General features: G+C 38.5%; 23 protein-coding genes and 1 tRNA gene. 22 read left to right on the top strand and 2 right to left on the bottom strand.

The window, feature by feature from the left end; all coding sequences use genetic code 11:
• Window positions 1–95: 95 nt before the first annotated feature.
• The 5 genes from HMPREF1551_RS04540 (at window position 96) to HMPREF1551_RS04560 (ending at window position 4,893) form a co-directional block, all read left to right on the top strand.
• The gene (locus HMPREF1551_RS04540) at window positions 96–503 is read left to right on the top strand and encodes a hypothetical protein (protein WP_021627873.1); all 408 of its coding nucleotides are present in this window, start codon (window positions 96–98) and stop codon (window positions 501–503) included.
• A gap of 170 nt (window positions 504–673) precedes the next feature.
• A complete protein-coding gene (mgtE, locus tag HMPREF1551_RS04545) occupies window positions 674–2,029 on the top strand; it encodes a magnesium transporter (protein WP_021627874.1) in 1,356 nt (451 codons plus the stop codon).
• A 108-nt stretch (window positions 2,030–2,137) separates the two neighbouring features.
• Entirely contained in the window at window positions 2,138–2,914 is a 777-nt protein-coding gene (locus HMPREF1551_RS04550; RefSeq protein WP_021627875.1) for a DUF3108 domain-containing protein, read from the top strand.
• 6 nt (window positions 2,915–2,920) lie between these two features.
• Window positions 2,921–3,568 carry a pyridoxamine 5'-phosphate oxidase gene (gene pdxH / locus HMPREF1551_RS04555; protein WP_021627876.1) on the top strand — a complete coding sequence of 216 codons (648 nt, stop codon included), beginning with the start codon at window positions 2,921–2,923 and terminating at the stop codon, window positions 3,566–3,568.
• 131 nt (window positions 3,569–3,699) lie between these two features.
• Window positions 3,700–4,893, top strand: a complete 1,194-nt coding sequence (locus HMPREF1551_RS04560; protein WP_021627877.1) for an SPOR domain-containing protein — start codon at window positions 3,700–3,702, stop codon at window positions 4,891–4,893.
• Window positions 4,894–4,971: 78 nt separating this feature from the next.
• Here the strand turns inward: HMPREF1551_RS04560 and dnaA are convergent, their stop codons facing one another.
• Window positions 4,972–6,408 carry a chromosomal replication initiator protein DnaA gene (gene dnaA / locus HMPREF1551_RS04565; protein ID WP_021627878.1) on the bottom strand — a complete coding sequence of 479 codons (1,437 nt, stop codon included), beginning with the start codon at window positions 6,406–6,408 and terminating at the stop codon, window positions 4,972–4,974.
• A gap of 155 nt (window positions 6,409–6,563) precedes the next feature.
• On the opposite strand from dnaA, the gene HMPREF1551_RS04570 reads away from it, so the two are divergent.
• The 3 genes from HMPREF1551_RS04570 (at window position 6,564) to rsmI (ending at window position 8,445) form a co-directional block, all read left to right on the top strand.
• Complete coding sequence (locus HMPREF1551_RS04570) at window positions 6,564–6,965, top strand: acyl-CoA thioesterase (RefSeq protein ID WP_021627879.1); 402 nt, start codon at window positions 6,564–6,566, stop codon at window positions 6,963–6,965.
• A gap of 206 nt (window positions 6,966–7,171) precedes the next feature.
• Window positions 7,172–7,750, top strand: a complete 579-nt coding sequence (locus tag HMPREF1551_RS04575; RefSeq protein WP_021627880.1) for a hypothetical protein — start codon at window positions 7,172–7,174, stop codon at window positions 7,748–7,750.
• Window positions 7,750–8,445, top strand: coding sequence for a 16S rRNA (cytidine(1402)-2'-O)-methyltransferase (gene rsmI / locus HMPREF1551_RS04580; RefSeq protein ID WP_021627881.1), 696 nt, complete (start codon window positions 7,750–7,752; stop codon window positions 8,443–8,445). The genes HMPREF1551_RS04575 and rsmI overlap by 1 nt, the downstream gene beginning before the upstream one ends.
• A gap of 38 nt (window positions 8,446–8,483) precedes the next feature.
• Here the strand turns inward: rsmI and fbp are convergent, their stop codons facing one another.
• Window positions 8,484–9,497: a class 1 fructose-bisphosphatase gene (gene fbp, locus HMPREF1551_RS04585; RefSeq protein WP_021627882.1), complete on the bottom strand. Its 1,014-nt coding sequence runs from the start codon at window positions 9,495–9,497 to the stop codon at window positions 8,484–8,486.
• A gap of 142 nt (window positions 9,498–9,639) precedes the next feature.
• Between fbp and HMPREF1551_RS04590 the strand changes: the two genes are divergently transcribed.
• The 14 genes from HMPREF1551_RS04590 (at window position 9,640) to groL (ending at window position 22,614) form a co-directional block, all read left to right on the top strand.
• Entirely contained in the window at window positions 9,640–10,410 is a 771-nt protein-coding gene (locus HMPREF1551_RS04590) for a TatD family hydrolase (RefSeq protein WP_021627883.1), read from the top strand.
• 59 nt (window positions 10,411–10,469) lie between these two features.
• Window positions 10,470–11,597, top strand: a complete 1,128-nt coding sequence (locus HMPREF1551_RS04595; RefSeq protein ID WP_021627884.1) for a 1-acyl-sn-glycerol-3-phosphate acyltransferase — start codon at window positions 10,470–10,472, stop codon at window positions 11,595–11,597.
• Window positions 11,594–12,622 (top strand): asparaginase, encoded by a 1,029-nt coding sequence (locus HMPREF1551_RS04600; RefSeq protein WP_021627885.1) that lies wholly within the window; start codon window positions 11,594–11,596, stop codon window positions 12,620–12,622. Before HMPREF1551_RS04595 ends, HMPREF1551_RS04600 begins: the two co-directional genes overlap by 4 nt.
• A 71-nt stretch (window positions 12,623–12,693) precedes the next feature.
• Window positions 12,694–12,781 (top strand) — tRNA-Ser (locus tag HMPREF1551_RS04605).
• A gap of 35 nt (window positions 12,782–12,816) precedes the next feature.
• Window positions 12,817–13,530 carry a MotA/TolQ/ExbB proton channel family protein gene (locus tag HMPREF1551_RS04610; RefSeq protein ID WP_021627886.1) on the top strand — a complete coding sequence of 238 codons (714 nt, stop codon included), beginning with the start codon at window positions 12,817–12,819 and terminating at the stop codon, window positions 13,528–13,530.
• Between the two features lie 25 nt (window positions 13,531–13,555).
• Window positions 13,556–13,954, top strand: coding sequence for a hypothetical protein (locus HMPREF1551_RS04615; RefSeq protein ID WP_021627887.1), 399 nt, complete (start codon window positions 13,556–13,558; stop codon window positions 13,952–13,954).
• 3 nt (window positions 13,955–13,957) lie between these two features.
• Complete coding sequence (locus HMPREF1551_RS04620) at window positions 13,958–14,584, top strand: ExbD/TolR family protein (protein ID WP_021627888.1); 627 nt, start codon at window positions 13,958–13,960, stop codon at window positions 14,582–14,584.
• 8 nt (window positions 14,585–14,592) lie between these two features.
• Entirely contained in the window at window positions 14,593–15,075 is a 483-nt protein-coding gene (locus HMPREF1551_RS04625; protein ID WP_021627889.1) for an ExbD/TolR family protein, read from the top strand.
• Between the two features lie 115 nt (window positions 15,076–15,190).
• The gene (locus HMPREF1551_RS04630) at window positions 15,191–16,408 is read left to right on the top strand and encodes an exonuclease SbcCD subunit D (RefSeq protein ID WP_021627890.1); all 1,218 of its coding nucleotides are present in this window, start codon (window positions 15,191–15,193) and stop codon (window positions 16,406–16,408) included.
• On the top strand, window positions 16,408–19,452 hold the full coding sequence (locus HMPREF1551_RS04635; RefSeq protein WP_021627891.1) for an AAA family ATPase: 3,045 nt from the start codon (window positions 16,408–16,410) through the stop codon (window positions 19,450–19,452). Before HMPREF1551_RS04630 ends, HMPREF1551_RS04635 begins: the two co-directional genes overlap by 1 nt.
• 99 nt (window positions 19,453–19,551) lie before the next feature.
• On the top strand, window positions 19,552–20,031 hold the full coding sequence (locus tag HMPREF1551_RS04640) for a CYTH domain-containing protein (protein WP_021627892.1): 480 nt from the start codon (window positions 19,552–19,554) through the stop codon (window positions 20,029–20,031).
• Window positions 20,032–20,113: 82 nt separating this feature from the next.
• Window positions 20,114–20,392, top strand: a complete 279-nt coding sequence (gene groES / locus HMPREF1551_RS04645) for a co-chaperone GroES (protein WP_034544309.1) — start codon at window positions 20,114–20,116, stop codon at window positions 20,390–20,392.
• 17 nt (window positions 20,393–20,409) lie between these two features.
• Window positions 20,410–20,949, top strand: a complete 540-nt coding sequence (locus HMPREF1551_RS04650) for a hypothetical protein (RefSeq protein WP_021627894.1) — start codon at window positions 20,410–20,412, stop codon at window positions 20,947–20,949.
• 33 nt (window positions 20,950–20,982) lie between these two features.
• Complete coding sequence (groL, locus tag HMPREF1551_RS04655) at window positions 20,983–22,614, top strand: chaperonin GroEL (RefSeq protein ID WP_021627895.1); 1,632 nt, start codon at window positions 20,983–20,985, stop codon at window positions 22,612–22,614.
• Window positions 22,615–22,706: the final 92 nt, after the last annotated feature.

Consider the following 22,706-nt stretch of genomic DNA (forward strand, 5'->3'; position numbering starts at 1 on the left):
TTACTTAGCTTTATTTTTATAGTTAAATTATTTTTAAAAAGAAAATTGTTTTACGAAAATAGACTACCTTTGCCCTAATAATTAAAATTACTGATATGAAAAAAATTTTTTTATTTTTGATTGCCCTTGTAGGCATTGTTGCTTGTAGTAAAAGTGATAGTGGAAGCTCTGATAATGGAGGAGGCGGAAGTGTAGCCGGATACAATCCTCCTGATTGGATTATTGGGACTTGGATTAATGATATAGGAGGAAATACAGGATATTCATTTACAAAAAAAGATTATTGTATTACAGCAGGTCCAACACTTTGTTATCTAAGTGGTTCTATGAAACAAGCTGTTACAAAAGTGGAGCAAGAGATAAAGGGAGATATTTATACCCTTTCAATAGAAGTAGAAGGTTCTATAAAAACTCCTGTTTCATTTAAAAGAATATCAGCTAATCAAATAGCTAAACTTGATTTAGCAGGAGAAATAGAATATACCTTTACCAAGAAAAAATAACCCCTTAAAAAACTGCTCCTCTCCGAGCAGTTTTTTTATTACTTCTCCCTCTTATTTTTCTTGACTTTCCTCTTCAAATGTTGTATCTTTGCGCCCCTAATAAATGAATAACGAAAAGTGAAGAGTGAAAAGTTCTTCACTATGTACTATTCACTATTCACTAAAAAAAGATGCAAGTATTCAAACTCACCGATGAGATAATCGAACATATTCGAGAGCTAATTGCCTCCGATCAAAAACAAGAACTCAAGGACTATCTTGAGAGCCTGCACTTCGCCGATATTGCAGAAATTACCAGCGAACTAGAACTGGAGGAAGCCGCTTACTTGGTTAGCCTTCTCAACCGTGAAAAAGCCTCCGAAACCCTTACCGAAGTGGATGAAGAGGTATTGGAACACATCTTGGAAAATCTCTCGAATGAGGAAATCGCTCGCGACTTGCAGGAGCTGGATACCGATGATGCCGCTTACCTGATTGCAGAGCTACCCGAAGAGCGACAAACGCAGATTCTCTCTCATATAGAAGACAAAGAACACGCACAGGACATCGTGGATTTGCTCCGTTATGATGATGATACAGCGGGAGGTCTTATGGCCAAGGAGTTGGTCAAAGTCAATGAAAACTGGGGAGTAGATACTTGTGTAAAAGAGATACGCGAGCAAGGCCAGCATGTCACACGAGTACACTCGATCTATGTAGTGGATGACAACGAGGTGCTCAAAGGGCGACTCTCCCTGAAAGATCTGCTCACAGCTCCTGTTAATGCCCATATCAGAGATATCTATATTCCAAAAGTGGATTTTGTCTTTGTTCACGATACCCCAGAGGAAGTGGCTCGCGTAATGCAAAAATATAACTTGGAAGCTATTCCCGTAGTAGATAAGATGCATCGCCTTGTGGGACGTATTACCATTGATGATATCGTAGATGTAATCAAAGAAGAAGCCGAACATGACTACCAAATGGCGGCGGGTATTACCGAGGATGTGGAAGCCGACGATACCATCTGGAAACTCACTCGTGCACGCTTGCCCTGGTTACTTATCGGAATGGTAGGAGGTATAAGTGCAGCCAGTATCATCAATGGTTTTCAGGAAGGGCTTCAGTCCTTCCCCACCCTAATGCTTTTTATTCCTTTGATCCAATCCACCGCGGGGAATGTAGGGGTGCAGTCCTCGGCTATCGTGGTACAAGGCTTGGCTAACAATAGTATAGACGGCGCCCTCTTAGGACGATTGCTTAAGGAATTTCTCTTAGGCCTTATCAACGGACTGGCGTTGGCTACCCTGGTACTGATGATGAGCCATTTTATCTTTGGTAGCTCCTATTTAGAATCAGCCACTGTATGCATCGCCCTAGTAACAGTGATTATCAATGCCGCTGTGATAGGTACCTTTATCCCTATCTTCTTACATAGAAGAGGAATAGACCCAGCGGTGGCCACCGGCCCCTTTATCACTACCAGCAATGATATCTTGGGTATTCTTATTTATTTTATGATAGGTAAAATTATTTTAGGATTTTAAACTATTGTAAATAAGTACTTTACAAATTAAATAGTGCTGAAAATATTATTTTATCGGATATAATATAAAAAAATATAGTATTTTTGCCGCACTTTAAATAGATTTTATATGTTGAAGAATATTTTACTCTTTTTAAGTTTCTTAAGCTTATATCCTTGTTTTTCTCAGGATAATAGTGCTTTTCAGGAAGGTGAATATCTAAAGTTCCGTGTGCGTTATGGGATTTTTAATGCCAGCTATGCTTCTCTCCTATTAAAAAATAAGGTATATGAAGGTAAAACTGTATATCATGCCTTAGGAAAAGGAGAGACTACTGGTTTGGCCAAATTATTCTTCAAGGTGGATGATACTTACGAAAGCTACTTTGATAAGACCACCGGCAAACCTTATTTTTTTAACCGAGATATCTACGAAGGAGGCTACACTAAGAAACTCAATTTTTTCTTCAATTTCAATACCAACAAACTCCGTATCAAGAATTTGGAGAACAACGAAGAGAAAAATATCTCTATACAGCCTACTGTAAAAGATGTGGTCACCACCCTATACTATCTGCGTAACAATCCTAAGATGGAAACACTTAAAAAGAATGATGAAGTAAGCATGGATATGATTTTCGACGATGATGAGATATACCAATTCCGACTAAGATTCTTAGGAAAAGAAAAGATAACTACTCCTTTAGGAGAGATCAACACCCTTATTTTTAGACCCTTAGTACAGGATGGACGTGTTTTCAAGGAACAAGAAAGCCTTACCTTATGGATTAGTGATGACCGCAACAAGATTCCTGTAAAGATAAAGGCCAGCCTTCGGGTAGGTTCCTTAGTTGGGGAACTTATCAACTTCAATGGACTTAAACACCCTACAACTCTAAAAAAATAATCCGCTATGGAAAAAGATCTAAGTGATTGGAGACTTGTATATTCCTTAGGTGCTCTCTTAGAGAAAGACCTCAGGGAGAATCCTATGGAACAATTCCAACAATGGTTCTTACAAGCTCAACAATCCGACACTGTAGAAGAAGCCAATGCAATGTCGGTAGCCACCATTGGGCTGGATGGTTTCCCTAAGACACGGGTGGTGCTTCTGAAAAAATTCACCGATGAGGGATTCATCTTCTACACCAATTATGACAGTGAGAAAGGAAAAGCTATCCTGGCACATCCTAAGATTTGCTTGTCTTTCTTTTGGCCAGCCTTAGAGCGGCAAATCATTATCAAAGGAACGGCAGAGAAACTTTTAGCCAATCTCTCCGATGGATATTTCCAGTCACGACCACGCGGCAGCCAATTAGGAGCTATAGTCTCCGATCAAAGCCAAGTGATCCCTTCCAGAGAATATCTAGAAGAAAAGCTCTCTTCTTTGGAAAAAGAAATGGAAGGAAAGCCCTTGGAGCGTCCTGAAAATTGGGGTGGTTTTTTGGTACGTCCGTACTCTATTGAGTTTTGGCAGGGACGTCCCAACCGACTTCATGATCGGATCCGCTACACCCTACAAGAAGATTATGACTGGAAAATAGAACGCTTAAGCCCTTAAATAAATATTAACTAACGCTAAAAATGGGCGAAAAATATTTTTTTATTAACAAACATCCATTTTTTCTTTTTCGTATAATGAAAAATGTGTAATTTTGTACCGAAAAAATCTATGATTTATAACTTTGACATATGAAGAATTTAGATGCCTATATAGAGGATTTGTTATTTAAGCACCAATGTGTTATCATTCCTGAGTTTGGAGCTTTTGTTTCCAACAGGAAAGCTGCCGAATTGGCTGCTGACAAGACCTTCTCTCCTCCACAAAAAGAATTGACTTTCAATGCTCGACTTACTTATAATGATGGTCTACTGGCCAAACATATCTCCGAGGTAGAACGTTCCTCATATGAAGAGGCACAAAGCTATATCAAATCCACTGTAGTTCGCTGGAAACAGGATTTGGGTACCGGAAAAGAAGTAAGACTTGAGAATATAGGGAAGTTCACCAAAGGAACGGATAACAATATCATTTTCACCTCCTTGTCTAAAGAAAACTATCTTACAGACTCTTTTGGCATGTCCAATGTAGCTGCCAAGGAAATCAATAAGAATGAAACAGGGATAGAACTTGCCAATACTTCGAATAACAATCAAAATAACAAACCAGGCTTAGTAGAAAATCCCAGTGTCACTCCTGAGGAGGCCGCTGCAGGAAAACCTAAGCCTAAGATGTCCAATGCTATAAAATTTGCAGCGGTAGGTATTGTAGGGCTTTCTGCCCTTGGTTACGCTATCTATTCTTTTCTGACAGTGGAGCAAAATCCTACAGTGGTAGAAGTCCAGACCGATCCTGCCAAGGTAGAAGAACTTGTCAATGAAGAAGTAGCCAAAGCCACTTATGTACCAGATATTCAACTAAGTGCCACCACTATAGAAGTTACCAAGGATCCTGCCTTGGTGAAAAAGCGAAAGGAAGAGCAAAAACGAGCAGAAAAAGAAGCAGCCCAGGCAGCCAAAGAAGCAGAAAAGCAAGCAGCCCTTGCTGCTAAGGAAGCCGAAAAAGCAGCTAAAGAAGCTGCAAAACAAAGTACAGCCAGTACCGCTACCTCCACTAATACTTCTAGTGGAAGCAGCTCCAGTGCGAAGGCTTCTGGAAGTTTCTTCCTTATTGCAGGAGCCTTTAGCTCCGAAGCTAATGCTCGCAATCGAGTAAAACAGCTTAAAAATAGTGGTTATAGTAGTGCTGGAGTCGTAGGTCAAAACGAGAAAGGATATTACCTAGTTGCTTACAAAGGATTCAGCTCTCGTTCCCAAGCAGAAAGCTATATGCCTGAGATAAAAAGCAAAGGACTAAGCACTTGGGTTTATCCTCCCGCAAAATAGAAATTTGTTGTATTTATTTATAAAGTAAAAAAGCTATCCCCCTATAGGATAGCTTTTTTATTTAGGCTTATTTACCTATTATCGGTTATTTATTTTGGTAGTAAGGTCTGTAAGGAATTTGCGGAACTGCTTATCTGTCTCATTAAGATTATCCACCGTTTTACAAGCATGCAGTACAGTCGCATGATCCCTTTTCCCTATTAGTTTTCCGATACTTGCCAAAGAAAGTTTGGTATATTTCTTAGCAAAGAACATAGCTAATTGACGTGCCTGTACCACATGTCGCTTTCTAGTCTTAGATTGTAGTTCCTCTAGAGAAAGTTGGAAATATTCAGAAACTATTTCTTGAATATATTCTATAGTAACCTCTTTTTTGATATTTTTTACGATCTTATCGACTGCTTTTTTAGCCAAATCAAGGGTAATTTCCTTTTTATTAAAGAGTGCTTCGGCTACCAAAGAAGTATTCACCCCTTCCAATTCACGGATATTGGTTTTTACGTTTTGGGCAATATAGTCTATAATATCGTCAGTCATTTCAAGTCCATCACGATAGAGAATCGCCTTGAGGATATTTTTTCTCATTTGATAATCAGGAGCCTGCAACTCGGCAGAGAGTCCCCACTTGAATCGGGAGAGCAATCGTTGTTCTACATCCTGTATATCCACAGGCGCCTTATCAGAGGTAAGGATGAGCTGCTTCCCATTTTGGTGCAAATGATTAAAAATCTGAAAGAAAACATCCTGAGTTCCTTGCTTGGAAGCAAAGAATTGTACGTTATCTATAATAAGGACATCTATTTGTTGGTAGAAATGAATAAAATCTGTACGGTTATTATTTTTTGCAGCTACGGCATATTGCTTTGTAAAATCTTCAGCTTCAATATATAAAATTTTCTTTTTAGGATATTTTTCCTGTATTTCATTGCCGATGGCATGGGCTAAGTGCGTTTTCCCGAGTCCTACCCCACCGAATATAAATAGCGGGTTGAAGGAAGTTCCCCCTGGCCTTTCGGTGATAGCCTTACCAGCCGAACGCGCCAAGCGATTGCTTTCACCCTCAATGAAGGTATCAAAGTTTTTGTTAGGGTTTAGTTGTGAATCGACCTTTACTTCCTCCAGTTCTATCAATCCTGGTGCGATATATGGGTTATAGGTTTGTTGAGGTTTTTGTTTGTATCCCAATGCATCCGTATGGGTAGCCTTACGATTGGAACTTGGTAGTTGTTCTGTTGCCTGCTCAGTCTTATTAGGATTGTTCTCCATCTTAATATTATAGATGAGCTTAGGGCGTGTACCCAACTCCTTAGTCAAGGCACTCCATATCAGATTGATGTAATGGTCTTCCAGCCATTCCATGAAGAACATGCTAGGCACCATAATCACCAAGGTATTATCAGCGGTCAGCTCTACAGGTTGTATGGGCTTGAACCAAACATCAAATGCTTGCTTGGTTACATTATCCTTTATGAAGGACAAACAATTTTCCCAAATATTCCGTACATCGGTATTCATTAGTTATCAGAAATTTTATATATTTGCGTTTCAAAAATAGGGTATCAATTCATTGGGCAAAAATGCAACTTTTTTTTGAATAAAAAAAATTTTTTTGCTCTTTTCCTGTAAATATTATCATCTCATTAATTATCAAATAATTAAATAATAAAAACATGAATCATACATTCACTTATCAGGTGCGTACTCGCTATGGAGAGACTGACCAAATGGGAGTTATATATTATGGTATATACCCACAATATTTGGAAATAGCCAGGGTAGAATGGCTTCGTAGCTTAGGTATTTCTTACAAAGAATTGGAAGATATGGGAGTCATGCTTCCAGTTGTTTCTCTACACATTGATTATAAGAAACCCGCTTTGTACGATGAAGTCCTCTCTATTGTCCTTACCCTAAAGGAGCCTCCTACTTCAAAAATAATTTTTGAGTATGAGCTATTCAATGAGAAACAAGAATTGCTCTCTAAGGCTCATACCACACTTGTTTTTGTAGATAAAAGTACTTTTAAGCCTATCAAATGCCCCTCATTTATTTTAGAGAAAATCAATGCTTAGCTACTTTCTTTTATCTTCAAGGCTATATTTTGTATCAAAATTCGTATCTTTGCGAGCTATTATTGAACCTATAACCCTACACTTATAGCTATGATTGGGGTAAACCTTTGGGTATCTTCCTCTTATAAGAGGACGAACTATTACCCATAATTAGGAACAAAGATACAAAAAATATTTGAACATCACACAAGAAAAACTATTATTTTATGAAAGAAGAGATTCAGATGGATATGGTGCAAATTGCCCAAAAGCTCCTCACCAATCCCACCTTTTTGGACAACTCGACTCTTTTGGTAAATGAGTTAAGAAAGCTGTATGAGAAGGCCTTATTATTCCATTTTTTAGAAAAAAACCACCCCGAATTACTTAGAAAAACACCCACTTCTATACACCAAGAACCTGCCCCCTCCTACCAAGAACCCTCTCCTACAAGGCAAAATGATTGGGAGAATATCCGATCTCATGCTCCAGAGAATGAGGTTGTCTTCGAGGAGAAAAATTCTCATACAAAAATTCACACTGAGGCTTCCAAGACCTTAAATGATCGCATAAGCTCCAAAGAATTACAAATAGGTCTCAATGATCGTATTGCCTTTGTAACCCATCTTTTCGATGGAGATACCCAAGCCTATAACAAAGCTATTGCTATGATCAATAATCTTCACTCCCCTGACGAGTGTTGGGAATTTATCTTCCAAAAGATAAAGCCCTCCTATAATAATTGGCAAGGAAAAGAAGCCTACGAGGAACGTTTTTTTCATATTATCACTAAACATTTTGGATAATGGGAAAGTTATACTTAGTGCCTACCCCTATTGGCAATCTGCAGGATATCACCTTAAGAGCCTTACAAGTACTTAAGGAGGTAGATCTTATTTTGGCTGAGGACACTCGTACCAGCCACAAACTTCTTCAGCACTTTAGTATAAGCACCCCTATGCTAGCACATCATAAGTTCAATGAACACCAAAGTATAGAAGGCCTTATCCTAAAGCTCAAAGAAGGCAAGCAACTGGCGCTTATCAGTGATGCGGGTACTCCTGCTATTGCAGATCCTGGTTTCCTTTTGGTAAGGGCTTGTGTTGCGGCTGACATAGCTGTGGAGACCCTCCCTGGAGCGACGGCCTTTGTTCCTGCCTTGGTCAATAGTGGGCTGCCTAACGATCGCTTTGTATTCGAGGGATTCCTTCCCGATAAAAAGGGACGACAGACACGACTGCAAAACCTAGTAGAAGAAACCAAAACCATGATTTTCTATGTCTCTCCTCATAAAATAGTAAAGACCTTGGAGGATTTTATATCTTTTTTTGGAGCAGACAGAAGGGTAAGTATCAGCCGAGAGCTTAGCAAAATACACGAGGAGACCCTTCGAGGGAGCTTAGCTGAGCTTTTAGCTCATTTTCAAAAGCAACAACCCAAAGGAGAATTTGTACTGATTCTCGCTGGCAAAGAGAGCAAACAAAAAGGGGAAGGCTTATAGCCTCCCCCTCAAGCAAATGTGTTTCTATTGTGCGTTAATTATTTTGCCATGCGCATGAACTCCTCTATAGTATCGACCATGGAACTGCTTCCACAGAAGAAGGGAGTACGCTGGTGTAGCTCCGTAGGTTCTATTTCCAATATACGTTGGAAACCATTCGATGCTTTTCCACCTGCCTGTTCAGTAAGGAATGCCATAGGATTGCACTCATAGAGCAAGCGTAATTTTCCATTAGGAGATTGGGAAGTAGAAGGATACATATAGATACCTCCTTTGATCATATTCCTATGGAAATCCGATACCAAAGAACCTATATAACGAGAAGTATAAGGACGATCGTCTTTTTCCTCCTGACAATACTTTATATAATCCTTCACTCCCTGAGGGAATTTTATATAATTCCCTTCGTTGATAGAATATATTTTCCCTTTTTCTGGGAATTTCATATCCGGATGAGAAAGATAATAGCTGCCCAAGGAAGGATCCAAAGTAAAGCCATTGACTCCTTTACCTGTAGTATATACTAGCATTGTAGAGGAACCATATACAATATATCCTGCAGCAACTTGATTAACCCCCTTCTGTAAAAAATCTTCTATTTGTACGGGAGTTCCTTCTGGAGTTATTCGTCTGTAAATGGAGAAAATAGTACCTACAGAAACATTTACATCAATATTAGAAGAACCATCAAGTGGGTCTATCAGTACTACATATTTGCTTAGTTCTGAATTTTCTCCGTTCTTAATTTCAATAAAAGTATCATTTTCCTCTGAAGCTATTCCACAGACAACCTCTCTTTGAGAGAGGGACTTGATGAAGGTTTCATTGGCAATAACATCTAATTTCTGTTGTTCCTCTCCCTGTACATTTTGGTTCCCTGCGGCACCCAATACATTGGCAATTCCAGCTTTGTTAATAGCCCTATTGACCATTTTTGAAGCAATTTGCAAACAACTAATAAGTCGTGATAATTCTCCGGTTGAGTATTTGAAATCACGCTGTTTCTCGATGATAAACTCCCCTAAAGTGGGCAGACTTTTTTCTTCTTTCATGTTAATATCTCTTTATATTGGTACTGCGAATTTACAATTTTTTTTCCATATAACCATCCCTTTTAATTAGATTGTAATAAATTTAACGTTTTCATACCTATAAAACACCTATCTTTGCAAGAGCTAAAAACAGTTTTTACTCATGATTATAGACACCCATACCCACTTATATGTGGAGGAGTTTGATACAGATTATAAGGAAGTTATACAGAGAGCAAAGGAAGTCGGGGTTGGTAAATTCCTCCTTCCTGCCATTGACTCTACCTATACCGAGCGGATGTTTCGCCTACAAAAAGCCTATCCCAAAGAGGTGTTTCTCATGAATGGTTTGCACCCCTGTAGTGTGAAAGCCGATTGGGAGAGAGAACTCGCTCATGTAATCGCTCTTATGCAAACACATCCCAATACCTTCTATGCTATTGGAGAAATTGGGATTGACCTTTATTGGGACCGTACCTTCTTAGAGGCGCAGAGAGAAGCCTTTAGCCAGCAAATTCGCTTAGCAAAAGCCTATCACCTTCCTATTGTTATCCATTGTAGAGAAGCCTTCGATGAGGTCTTTGAAGTATTGGAAAGTGAAAAAGATGAACAATTATTCGGTATATTTCATTGCTTTTCAGGAAATCAAGCACAAGCCCAAAGAGCTATCTCATATGGATTAAAATTAGGCATCGGAGGTGTGGTCACCTTCAAGAATGGAAAAATAGACACTTTTCTTTCCTCTATTGCTTTGGAAAACATAGTGTTAGAAACAGACTCCCCTTACTTAGCTCCTGTTCCCTTCCGAGGCAAACGCAATGAAAGTAGTTATCTTACTTATATCATAAAAAAACTTGCTGAATTATACAAAGTATCTGAAAATGAAATTATTACAAAGACAACCCAAAATGCTCTTGAAATTTTCAAAGCTTAATCCTTCTTTTTTTGATAATTTTTGTGTAACTTTGCACGGTTAATTCAACCCTTAATATTTTGACAGATTTTTCTCAAATACGCCCCTTTCACGACAGTGAGGTTTCCGAGATATTAGGCTATATCAAAGATAACCCCACTATTGGTCAGCTTCTACAATTTGGTTTTCCAAAACTTGATGAGGCCGAGCAGATGAAGCTACTTCTCTCGTGTAAGAAAATAAGAGATTTTCAGTCAAGGATTATGTATCCCATTATTAAGAGTGCTATTAATAAAAGTGTGACACAACTCTCTGACGAGGGCTTTGAGTACCTCAACCCTTCTCAGTCTTATTTGTTTATTTCCAATCATCGAGATATTATTTTAGATACATCCTTTCTCAATGTAGCCTTACATGAAAAAGGTTTTAAAATGACAGCCTCCGCCATAGGAAGTAATTTGGTAAATACTCCATTTTTATTAGCCTTTGCCAAGCTCAATCGCAATTTTATCATCCACAGAGGGCTTTCACCAAGAGAGACTTTACAAAAATCCCAATTGGTATCGAAATTCATTGCACGCTGTGTGATTGAGAAAAATCGTTCTGTATGGATCGCACAGCGAGAAGGACGCACTAAAGATGGTGATGACCGTACGCAGCAGGGTGTTTTCAAAATGCTCTCAATGAATTGCCCTAAAGAGGTTCCGCTGATGGAATATTTTAAGCAATTGCATATAGTCCCGATGGCTATTTCCTATGAGTTTGACCCTACTGATATCCTAAAAATACCCGCTCTTTTGGCTCAACATCATGGAGTAGAATATATCAAGAAAGAAAATGAAGACTATCATAATATTGTACAAGGCTTAGTAGGACAGAAAGGCTGTGTACATATATCGGTAGGACGCTCCTTAGATGAGGAATTAGACCAAATTGCCGCACAAGAAGAACATGTCAATCGGCAAATTCAAGCATTAGTGGAATTGATGGACACCAAAATCCATTCTCAATATAAGCTATTTGCAAGTAACTATATTGCTTATGATATACTTAATGATATTCAAAGATTTTCCGACAAATATACCGAGAAAGAACTAAGACAATTTGAGAGACGATTAGAGAATAGAAGTACTTCGGAAGGAAACATTTCACGCAAAAAATTCTTAGAAATGTATGCCAACCCTGTCATTAATAAATTAAAATTATGACTAGTAGAACAAAAATTCTCCTTATCTATACAGGAGGAACCATCGGAATGATAAAGGATTATGAAACAGGAGTATTACGTCCTTTTCGATTTGAGAAGATCAAAGAACGGTTACCTGAACTCTCTCAGCTGGACAGTGATATAAGTCACGTCTCTTTCGACCCTCCTATTGATTCCTCCGATATGAATATAGCCCACTGGAGGAGAATTGCACAAAGTATTGAGGAAAACTACGATTCCTATGATGGATTCGTGGTACTGCATGGAAGTGATACCATGAGCTATTCGGCCTCCGCCCTAAGCTTCATGTTGGAAAACCTAAGCAAGCCAGTCATATTCACAGGTTCCCAGCTACCAATAGGAGACCTTCGTACCGATGCAAGAGAGAACCTCATCACCTCTATCCGCCTAGCTAGCCTAAAGGAAAATGATAAACCTGTTATTGAAGAAGTATGTTTGTATTTTGAATATAAGCTCTATCGTGGTAACAGGACTACCAAGATTGATGCCGAAAATTTCCAAGCATTTGACTCGCCCAACTATCATATATTAGCCGAAAGTGGCGTACATCTAAAGATACATCACGAATATCTATACCCAAGAGAAACACAAGAAAAGCTACAGCTCTTTACTGAATTTGATCCTAATGTGGTTTTTTTAAAGATTTTTCCTAATATCACCCAATCTATATTAGAAGGAATTTTTAGCATTCCTTCACTCAGGGGGGTGGTAATGGAAAGTTTTGGATCTGGAAATGCCCCTACAGCTGATTGGTTCTTACACTCTATAGAAAAGGCCATCCAAAGAGGGGTAGCTGTAGTCAATATTACCCAATGTATGCGTGGATTTGTGCTTCCTAACAAATATGAGGCAGGATCTCACTTTGAAAATATAGGTGTCATCAATGGAAAAGACCTCACCAGTGAGGCAGCTATTACTAAACTAATGTATTTGCTAGGAAAAAATCTTGATAGTAAAACACTGAAAATCAAATACGAAAAAGAAATACAAGGAGATATATCATAATTTTTTACTAATAAAGATTGCTGTATCATTTTTTTATCGTAATTTAGCGGCTTGTAAGGTGATACTTATTTAGAGAGGTGTCCGAGTGGTCGAAGGAGCACGCCTGGAAAGTGTGTATACGCCAAAAGCGTATCGAGGGTTCGAATCCCTTCCTCTCTGCTTTTTAATATCCACTTAATAAAAATTGAAAAAAAATGAAAAAAATGTATTCAAAATTAGCGTTATTTGCATTGCTTTTTATAAATGTTAGTACTGCTTTAGCTCAAGAAGCAACAGAGAAAAGTGTAAATGAAAGTTTTAAAGAATATTTTATCAAAGGAGGGCCAGCTTATATGGCTCCTATTCTTTTATGCCTTATCATTGGTCTTGCGGTAGCTATTGAACGTATTATCTACCTAACTATGTCCACTACTAATACAAAAAAACTATTAGAGAATGTAGAAGATGCCCTTAAAAATGGAGGTACAGAAGCGGCCAAAGAGGTATGTAGAAATACAGCGGGGCCTGTGGCTTCTATTTTCTACCAAGGACTTGATCGTGCAGATGAAGGTATTGATATCGTAGAGAAATCTGTAGTATCTTACGGAGGTGTACAGATGGGACTTTTGGAGAAGAATGTCTCTTGGATCTCTCTATTTATCTCTATTGCTCCTATGTTAGGATTCATGGGAACCGTAATTGGTATGATTCAGGCGTTTGAAAAGATTAGCTTAGCAGGAGGTCTAGACGCTTCACTGATTGCTGGTGATATCCAAGTAGCGTTGCTTACTACTGTATTTGGGCTTATCGTTGCGATGATTCTTCAAGTATTCTATAACTATATCGTAGCTAAAGTAGATAGTATTGTCAATGATATGGAGGATGCCTCTATTTCACTTGTTGACCTATTGGTAGCTTACAAAAAATAATTACTAACCCCTAAAATCTATATTCATGCACAAAATAACAAGAATCATAGCGCTCATTTTCGGCGTATTGGGGCTTGCTCTCTGTGGTTGGCTTATGGTCAGTTCTGATGAGACCAAGAATAGTATCAATAATTTCCCGATGACAGGAATGTTTTTTGTGGCTTATCTACTATTGCTAATTGGATTAGTGGTAGTTATTTCATCCGCTACAAAGAATATACTATCTTCACCCAAATCAATTAAAAAGACACTGGTCTATGCTGGAGCTTTCTTAGGTATTCTTATTGTATCCTATCCCCTCTCCTACGCATTGTTTGGTTCAGATAGTCAATTCCAATGGATAAGCGCTGGTATCATGGCTACTTATCTGCTCATACTAATTTCATTAGTTTCTGTAATTTTCTCAGTTATCAAAAGAACTTAAAAAATGGCAAGACGTTCAGTACCCGAAGTAAATGCCGGATCCATGGCAGATATAGCGTTTCTTTTGCTTATATTCTTCCTTGTAACGACCGACATCACCTCTAATGCGGGAATAGCTGCAAAATTGCCTCCTAAAGTTCCCAAACAAGAACAGCAAGAACCTCCTATCAACCAACGTAACTTGTTCGTGGTATTAGTCAATAAGAATAATCAACTTTTGGTAGAAGACCAAATATTGGATATAAAGGACTTAAGAAAAGAAGCTGTTAAGTTTTTGGACAATGGAGGAGGAAAAGCAGAAGATGCTTGTAGCTATTGCCAAGGAAAACATGACCCCACTTCATCAGACAATCCTAATAAAGCGGTTATCTCTTTACAAAACGATCGAGAAACCAATTACGAAACTTATATAGCCGTGCAAAATGAGTTAGTCGCTGCTTATAATGAGTTACGAGAGAGAGAGCGCCAAAGATTGTACCCTAGTGAAGTTACTTATTTGGAAATGGATGCAGAGTTCAACGCTGCTAAAACTTCTGAAAAAAGAAAAAGTGAACTAAAACCAAAAATAGAGAAATTGCAAGAACTATTTCCTAAAAAGTTGGTTGAAGCAAGTGTAAAAAAAGATAAATAAATTAAATTATGGCAAAGTTCAACAAGAAAAAAAGTGACGAGGTACCTCCTATCTCAACTGCATCTCTGCCTGATATTATCTTCATGCTTTTGTTCTTTTTTATGACTGTGACCCAAACGAAGGATGGGGAAATAAAAGTAGCCAATGATATTCCATCGGCCAATCAAGTACAAAAATTAGACAAAAAAGACCCAGTTATATATGTATATGCTGGTGAACCTCTGCAAAGATACCAAGATAAATTTGGAAAAAATGCAAAACTTCAGATTAATGATGTTTTTGTAGATGTAGATCAGGTAGGAACCCCTATCCTTAAGTACAAAGAAGGACTACAAGAAAGATATAAGGAAGTATTTATTACCTCCTTAAAGATTGATAAACATACCAAAATGGGAATTATTGGTGACTTGAAAGAACAATTGAGAGAAATCAATGCTTTGAAAATTAATTACATAACCAAAGAAGGAAAACCTGCTGTGTTAGGTGATTAATCCCAAATAAAATTGTAGTTTTTATAGTTTATATTATTTTATAAGAAATCCGTGAAATATCCATTTTACGGATTTTTTTATAACCACTACTCTGTAAAACCCTATTTCACTGACCATGAAAATCCTCCACACTGCCGACTGGCACTTAGGAAAAAAATTAGATCGCTTCTCCCGTATAGAAGAGCAACGTGCTGTAATGGAAGAAATTGTCCAAATAGCCGATACTCAAAAGATAGATGTCGTTGTTATTGCTGGAGACCTTTTTGACAATTTTACCCCTAATACCGATGCTATAGAGCTATTCTATAAGACTCTAAAGCGACTTTCCCTCCAAGGGAAACGACCCGTGATAGCCATCTCCGGCAATCACGATGCTCCTAAGCTCATCGATGCCCCCGACCCCTTGGCTCGCGAATGTGGTATCTTTCTCATAGGACAACCCTTCGCCCAAGTAACTCCCATCGAAACTGAAAATTTTAGTATCTCTCATTCCTCTGAAGGCTTTATAGAACTCTCGTTCGCCCAATACCCTTATCCTCTTAGAATTATCCATACGGCCTATGCCAATGAACCACGCCTAAAACAGGAGCTCGAAGGAGACAAACAGCTTTCTATCAACCAATTCCTATCGGATAGGTGGCAACACTTAGCCAACACTTATTGTGATCCAAAGGGAGTCAATATCCTTATGACCCATCTCTTCATGAATCCCAAACAGGGAGCCCCCTTAGAAGAACCCGATGGAGAGCGTCCTATCCGAATCGGTAATGCAGATATGATCTATACAGATATTGTCCCCTCACAAATACAATATACCGCCTTAGGGCACCTACATGGCTTCAAGAACATCGGTAGTGAAGAAAAACCGATTGTATACGCCTCTTCTCCCCTATGCTATAGCTTCAGTGAGGCTGGACAACAAAAGTATGTAGCCATCATAGAAGCAGAACCCAACAAGGCTGTAAGCCTTCGCAAAATCCCTCTTACTCAGGGAAAGCCTTTAGTAAGAAAACACTTTACCTCCATAGAAGAGGCCACTGCCTGGCTTGAGGAAAATCCCCATGTTTGGGTAGAACTAACCCTCGAACTTAAGGAATACCTTCGGGCAGAAGATAGAAAACTTCTGTATAATACCCACCAAGGGATTGTTTTCCTTATTCCTAAGCTGCTATTCTCCACCGAACATACTCTTACCGCAGAGTTATCCCTGCAAGATATCAACTTTGAGAATATCACTCCCCTATTTGAAAGCTATTTCAAATACAGAAATGGAGGCATAGCCCCCAATAAGGAAATTTTAGATTTGTTCCACGAAGCTATAAATATAGAATAATGCTACCACTATACCTTACTATCGAAGGAATTTATTCCTATCAACAGCGACAACATATTGATTTTTCTCACCTTACCAATGCTGGCTTATTTGGCATCTTCGGATCGGTAGGCTCTGGTAAATCATCTATCTTAGAAGCTATTACCTTTGCCCTCTATGGAGAGACTGAACGCCTGAATAAGGCTGATAAAAGAGGGTATAACATGATGAACCTCAAGTCCAACCGTATCTATATCGAATTTGAGTTTCTAAACTTCGAAAATAGACAGCTGCGAGTCGTAAGGGAATTCAAGCGAAACTCCAAAAAATTTGAGGATGTAAGAACACCTACCGTACAATTCTATGAGAAAAAAGATACCCAATGGATTCCTTTGGAGCAGGCCAATCCCCAGGAGCTTATCGGGCTGAGCTATCATAACTTCAAGCGTACCATTATCATCCCACAGGGGCAATTCAAAGAGTTTTTAGAACTCGGTGCTAAGGATCGTAATGAGATGATGAAGGAAATCTTCAACTTACGAAAGTTTGACCTTTCCGATAACATCTCCAAACTTAAAAAGGAAAATAGCGAAAAACTTAGTTTCAAAGAGGGCGAACTCAAAGGGTATGAAGAAATCCATGAGGAGGCCATACAAATACAAAAGGACAAACTCAAGGAAGAGACAGACAAACAAAAATCTTTAGAAGTAATACTTGATCAACTAAAGACACATTACGAACATCTCAAGAGCTTGAAATCAGACTTTGAACTTTTAGAACGTAAGAGAAAAGAGTTTTCTCTACTCCATTCTCAAAAGTATTCTTTTGATGAATTAGAGGAAAAGGTAAATAGGTATGAAAAGATAGAAAAGCTATTTAAGAATTTGTTAGATAACAGAACACGCCTAACAAAGGAATTACAATTCTATACAAATAAAAGAGTTACAGAAGTTGAAGCACTCAATCAGGTACAGAATAAGCTAACTCATATCTCTGATAATATAGACGCGTTACAAGAATCTTATGAAAAACTTCCTGATATAAAGCAGATGGAAGAAGATCTACAACAGCTATTAGTAATATTCCCTTTACAAGAAAGATTAACCAAAGAAAAAAGTAGAACTATAGAAGGTACTAAGAAAATAGCAGAAGAAGAAAAGAATCTAAAAGATAAAAAAGACTATAATAACACTATCGAAAGTGAAATCGAAAGTCTCAAAAAGCAACGTATAGATAGTCAATTACTCTTGGAAGTTGGTAATTGGTATGAGAAGAACTATTCCATTTCTGAAAACCAAAATAAACAACAGCAAAAAATTAAAGATACCACAGCACAATTACAAGAGATTGTAAAAGAGCTTAGTTATTTCGCGATCTTCAAAGATGGATTTGTTCCCGATTACAAAGAAAAAATAACTATTGAAAAGGAAACTATCGAAAAAGAAAAAGACACACTCCAACAAAAGCTCAACCAACTTGAGCTACAGCGACAATTATCCCACTATACGAAAGAACTCCACGAGGGAAGTCCTTGCCCTCTCTGTGGTTCCACTGAGCATCCGAGTATCACCCATTTTGAAGATGTCAGCACTGAACTCACCACTACTCAAAAAGCAATAAAGGCGCTTGATACAAAACAAGAGCAATTACAACAAAGTCTCTTTCAAATTGAAAAAACAGTAGATAAGAAACAATTTTTTGAAAACCAATTACAATCAGAAAAGGAAACAGCTCAGCAAATAGAAAAAGAACGCTTGGCACATCATGAGAAATTCATTTGGAGTGAATTTCCCAAAGAGGATCGTACTGTCTTTGATGAGAAACGCCAATTTGCTACTACCTTAGCACAACAGATAGAAGCTAAGGAATCCTTACGAAAAAAAATCACTAAGGAGATAGAAGAACTTCAGATAAAAATAGAAAAATATAAGAAGGGATTAGAAAACATCTATAAAGAAATCGCTACCCTTGAAGGAAATATAGCTAGTCGAAAAGAAAGTTTAAAGAAATATAGCTTTTCTGATTATGAAAATAAGGATTTCGCTCTCATTGAAAAAGAATATCAATTTATAGCAAAGACTAATAAATATATCGAGCAAACCTATACTGACCTTACCCAGGAGCGTAACCGCTTGGTTCCTCTACAATCACAATACGAGACTCAACTGAAAAATACTTGTGAATTACTTGAAAAATGGGAAACAGAATACCAAACTATTGAAAAAACGCTAACAAATGCTTTGATTCAAGAAAAGATAACTCTTGAGGAAGTAACAAAAATATTAGGTGCTCCCTTATCTATAGAAGAAAATAGAGTAAAAATACAAGATTTCAGGATTCGCTACAAAGTACTCTGTGAACAAATCAAGGAATTGGAAGCTAAATTTGCCAATGTATCCTTTGATCCTAAAGCCTTCGCCGAGATAGAAACACAATACATCCTTAAAGAGCAGGAAGTAAAGGCTAATCATGAAAATTGTATTAGAATTTCGAGCGAATTAGAGCGTATCAGTCAGGCTTTGATAGCCAAAAAGGAGCTGATGAAATCCGTAGCCTATCTTAGAAAGCGCAATGAGAATATAAAACTCTTGGAAAACCTATTCAAGGGGAAAGGTTTCGTAGAATATATCTCTTCCATTTACCTACAACAGCTCTGCCAGCATGCCAACGAACGGTTTCAAAGAATGACAAGAGGACAATTATGTTTGCAAGTAGGAGAGAATAACGAATTTGAAATTATAGATTACCTCAATGAAGGAAAAAGCAGAAGTGTAAAGACCCTTTCCGGAGGACAAGCCTTTCAGGTATCACTAAGTCTGGCCTTAGCCTTGGCAGAAAGTGTACAGAGTGAAGCAAGTGCTGATAAGAATTTCTTCTTTATTGATGAAGGTTTTGGTACCCAAGATACGGAATCTGTAAATATTGTATTCGAAACCATGGCCAACCTGCTCAAGGACAACCGCATCGTGGGTATCATCTCCCATGTAGAAGAACTCAAGGAACGTATCCCCATCTCCCTGACTATTACCAACGATCCTGAAAAGGGAAGTATTATTAGTTGTTAGTTTCTAGTTATTAGTCCCTTTTTGACAATTAATAATTAACCATTGACAATTAAATAGTGTCTTTTTGTCAGTTATATCTTTACAAAAAATTAAAAAACCATGGCTTTTAAAGAAATTGAACGCAAATTCTTAGTCAAAAATACCGATTTTATAGCACAATCACACAGAAGTACCCCTATTGTACAAGCTTTTCTGAATACAGACCCTTTAAGAACCGTACGTGTACGCCTTAAAGGAGAAAAAGGTTACCTCACTGTCAAGGGAAAGAGTGAAGAGAATGGTGTCAGCCGATTCGAATGGGAGAAAGAAATAACCCCTGCTGATGTACATGCCCTATTGCCCCTATGCGAACCCTCCCCTATTGAGAAAACTCGCTATGAGGTATGGGTGGGTGAGTCGCTCTACGAAGTAGATGTCTTCCACGGTGAAAATGAAGGACTTATCGTCGCTGAAATAGAACTTACCGATGTGACACAGGACTTTGAAAAACCCACCTGGTTGGGAGCGGAAGTTACCTCTGATGTCCGCTACTACAACAGTGCTTTGAGCCAACACCCTTATAAACATTGGAACAAATAGTCCAATACTGACAATTTGACATATTTTGCCAATTGGCACACTTTATGCTTAGAGAATTACAGATTTACAAAAATAAATGAATATGAGTGTAAAATTAAAACCGTTAGCTGATAGAGTGCTTGTAGAACCAGCACCGGCTGAAACTACTACCGCTTCTGGTATTATCATTCCTGATACTGCTCAAGAAAAACCTCAAAAAGGAAAAATCGTAGCTGTAGGAGCAGGTACCAAAGAAAATCCTATTACTGTAAAAGTAGGTGATACTGTTCTTTATGGGAAATATGCAGGTACAGAACTAAAATTGGAAGGTAAGACTTACCTTATCATGAGAGAGAACGATTTGTTAGGTATCTTGGGATAATCTAAATATAACAAATTATGTTCTACACTTTACAACTAAATGCAAAGTTGCAACCTTTTGACAGACATGATCTAGAGGACATCATAGATGAGTTTCTCTCCAAAGAAGATCTAGGAGAAACCTCTGGTGGTGGTACTCTCATGTCCAAAGAGGGAGAAATAGAGTACTGCGATATAGAAATCTCTCTTAATGATACTGCTAATGCAGTGGAGAAATTACTACAAAAGTTGGAAGATATTGGTATTCCAAAAGGCTCTAAGCTATATAATGAGAATTTCTCCCAAGAGATAGGCTCTTTAGAAGGTTTAGGACTTTATGTAAATGGTACTGATTTACCTAAAGAAGTATATGAGACTTCTGATATCAATGTAGTTTTTGACACTGTCTGTGAAATTTTAAAAGATATTTTGGTACTAACCTCATATCATGAAGGTAGTAAAGATACAGCTTTATATTTCTATATAAAAGGAAATTTTGCAGAAGCCAAAGAACAAATCAAGGATTTTATAACAACCTATCCCTTATGTGAAAAGTGTAGAATTGTTCAAATCGCTTAAATAATTAAACTTAATAATTTAAAAAATAAAAAAATGGCAAAAGATATAAAATTTGATATTGATGCACGTGACGGCCTCAAAAGAGGAGTTGATGCCCTTGCTAATGCTGTAAAAGTAACCCTTGGCCCTAAGGGTCGCAATGTGATTATTAGCAAATCCTTCGGAGCTCCTACCGTTACCAAAGACGGGGTTACAGTAGCCAAAGAAGTAGAACTTGCTGATGCACACGAAAATATGGGTGCTCAAATGGTTAAGGAAGTAGCTTCCAAAACCAATGACCTCGCGGGTGATGGTACCACTACCGCCACTGTATTAGCCCAAGCTATCGTACGCGAAGGCCTTAAAAACGTAGCAGCAGGTGCTAACCCTATGGATTTGAAACGCGGTATTGACAAAGCTGTGAAGTCTATCGTAAATGAATTGGCCAAACAAAGCCAAAAGGTAGGTGATTCTATTGATAAAATCCGCCAAGTAGCCGCTATCTCTGCCAACAATGACGAGACTGTAGGGGAACTCATCGCTGATGCCTTCTCCAAAGTAGGCAAAGAAGGTGTTATCACTGTAGAAGAAGCCAAAGGTACTGATACTTACGTAGACATCGTAGAAGGTATGCAGTTCGACCGCGGTTACCTTTCTCCTTACTTTGTAACCAACTCTGAGAAAATGACTGCCGAGTTGGATAATCCTTTTATCCTTCTATACGATAAGAAGATCTCTACCATGAAGGATCTGCTTCCTATATTGGAGCCTGTGGCACAATCTGGTAAATCACTCCTTATCATTGCCGAAGATATCGACGGAGAGGCTTTGGCTACCTTAGTTGTAAACAAGTTGCGTGGTGCCCTCCGTATTGCTGCGGTAAAAGCTCCTGGTTTTGGAGATCGTCGCAAAGCCATGCTTGAGGACATCGCTATCCTTACCGGTGGTACTGTCATCGCTGAAGAAAGAGGATTTACCCTTGAAAATGCTACTATTGACATGCTTGGTCGTGCCGAACGTGTAGCTATTGACAAGGACAATACCACTATCGTAAATGGAGCTGGTAAGAGCGAAGATATCCAAGCTCGTGTAGGACAAATCAAAGCCCAAATCGAAGTTACTACCTCCGACTATGACAAAGAAAAACTCCAAGAACGCTTGGCCAAATTGGCAGGTGGAGTGGCTGTCCTCTATGTAGGAGCTCCTTCTGAAGTGGAAATGAAAGAAAAGAAAGACCGTGTAGATGACGCCCTTCATGCTACTCGTGCCGCTGTAGAAGAAGGTATCGTAGCTGGTGGAGGTGTTGCCCTATTGCGCGCTCGAAATGTATTGGCTAAGATCAAACCTGTCAATGCAGATGAAGCCACTGGTATCCAAATCGTCTTCAAGGCTGTAGAAGCTCCTTTGCGTACCATCGTAGAAAATGCTGGTGGAGAAGGGTCTGTAGTTATCGCCAAGGTATTGGACGGAAGAAACTCCACAGGATACAATGCTAAAACTGAGCAATATGTAGATATGTTCCGTGCTGGTATCATCGACCCTAAGAAAGTAACTCGTGTAGCTTTGGAAAATGCTGCTTCTGTAGCGGGTATGATCCTCACTACCGAATGTGCTTTAGTGGATATCAAAGAAGATACCCCTGCCGCTATGCCTCCTATGGGTGGTGGTATGCCAGGAATGATGTAATCTGTATTTCATAAATATTTGAAAAAGACTCGCCTGAGAAGGCGGGTCTTTTTGCCTTGTATGTTTAACAATTTATTAGCCATTACAAACGC

The sequence above is a fragment of the Capnocytophaga sp. oral taxon 863 str. F0517 genome, assembly GCF_000466425.1.
Classification (GTDB): domain Bacteria; phylum Bacteroidota; class Bacteroidia; order Flavobacteriales; family Flavobacteriaceae; genus Capnocytophaga.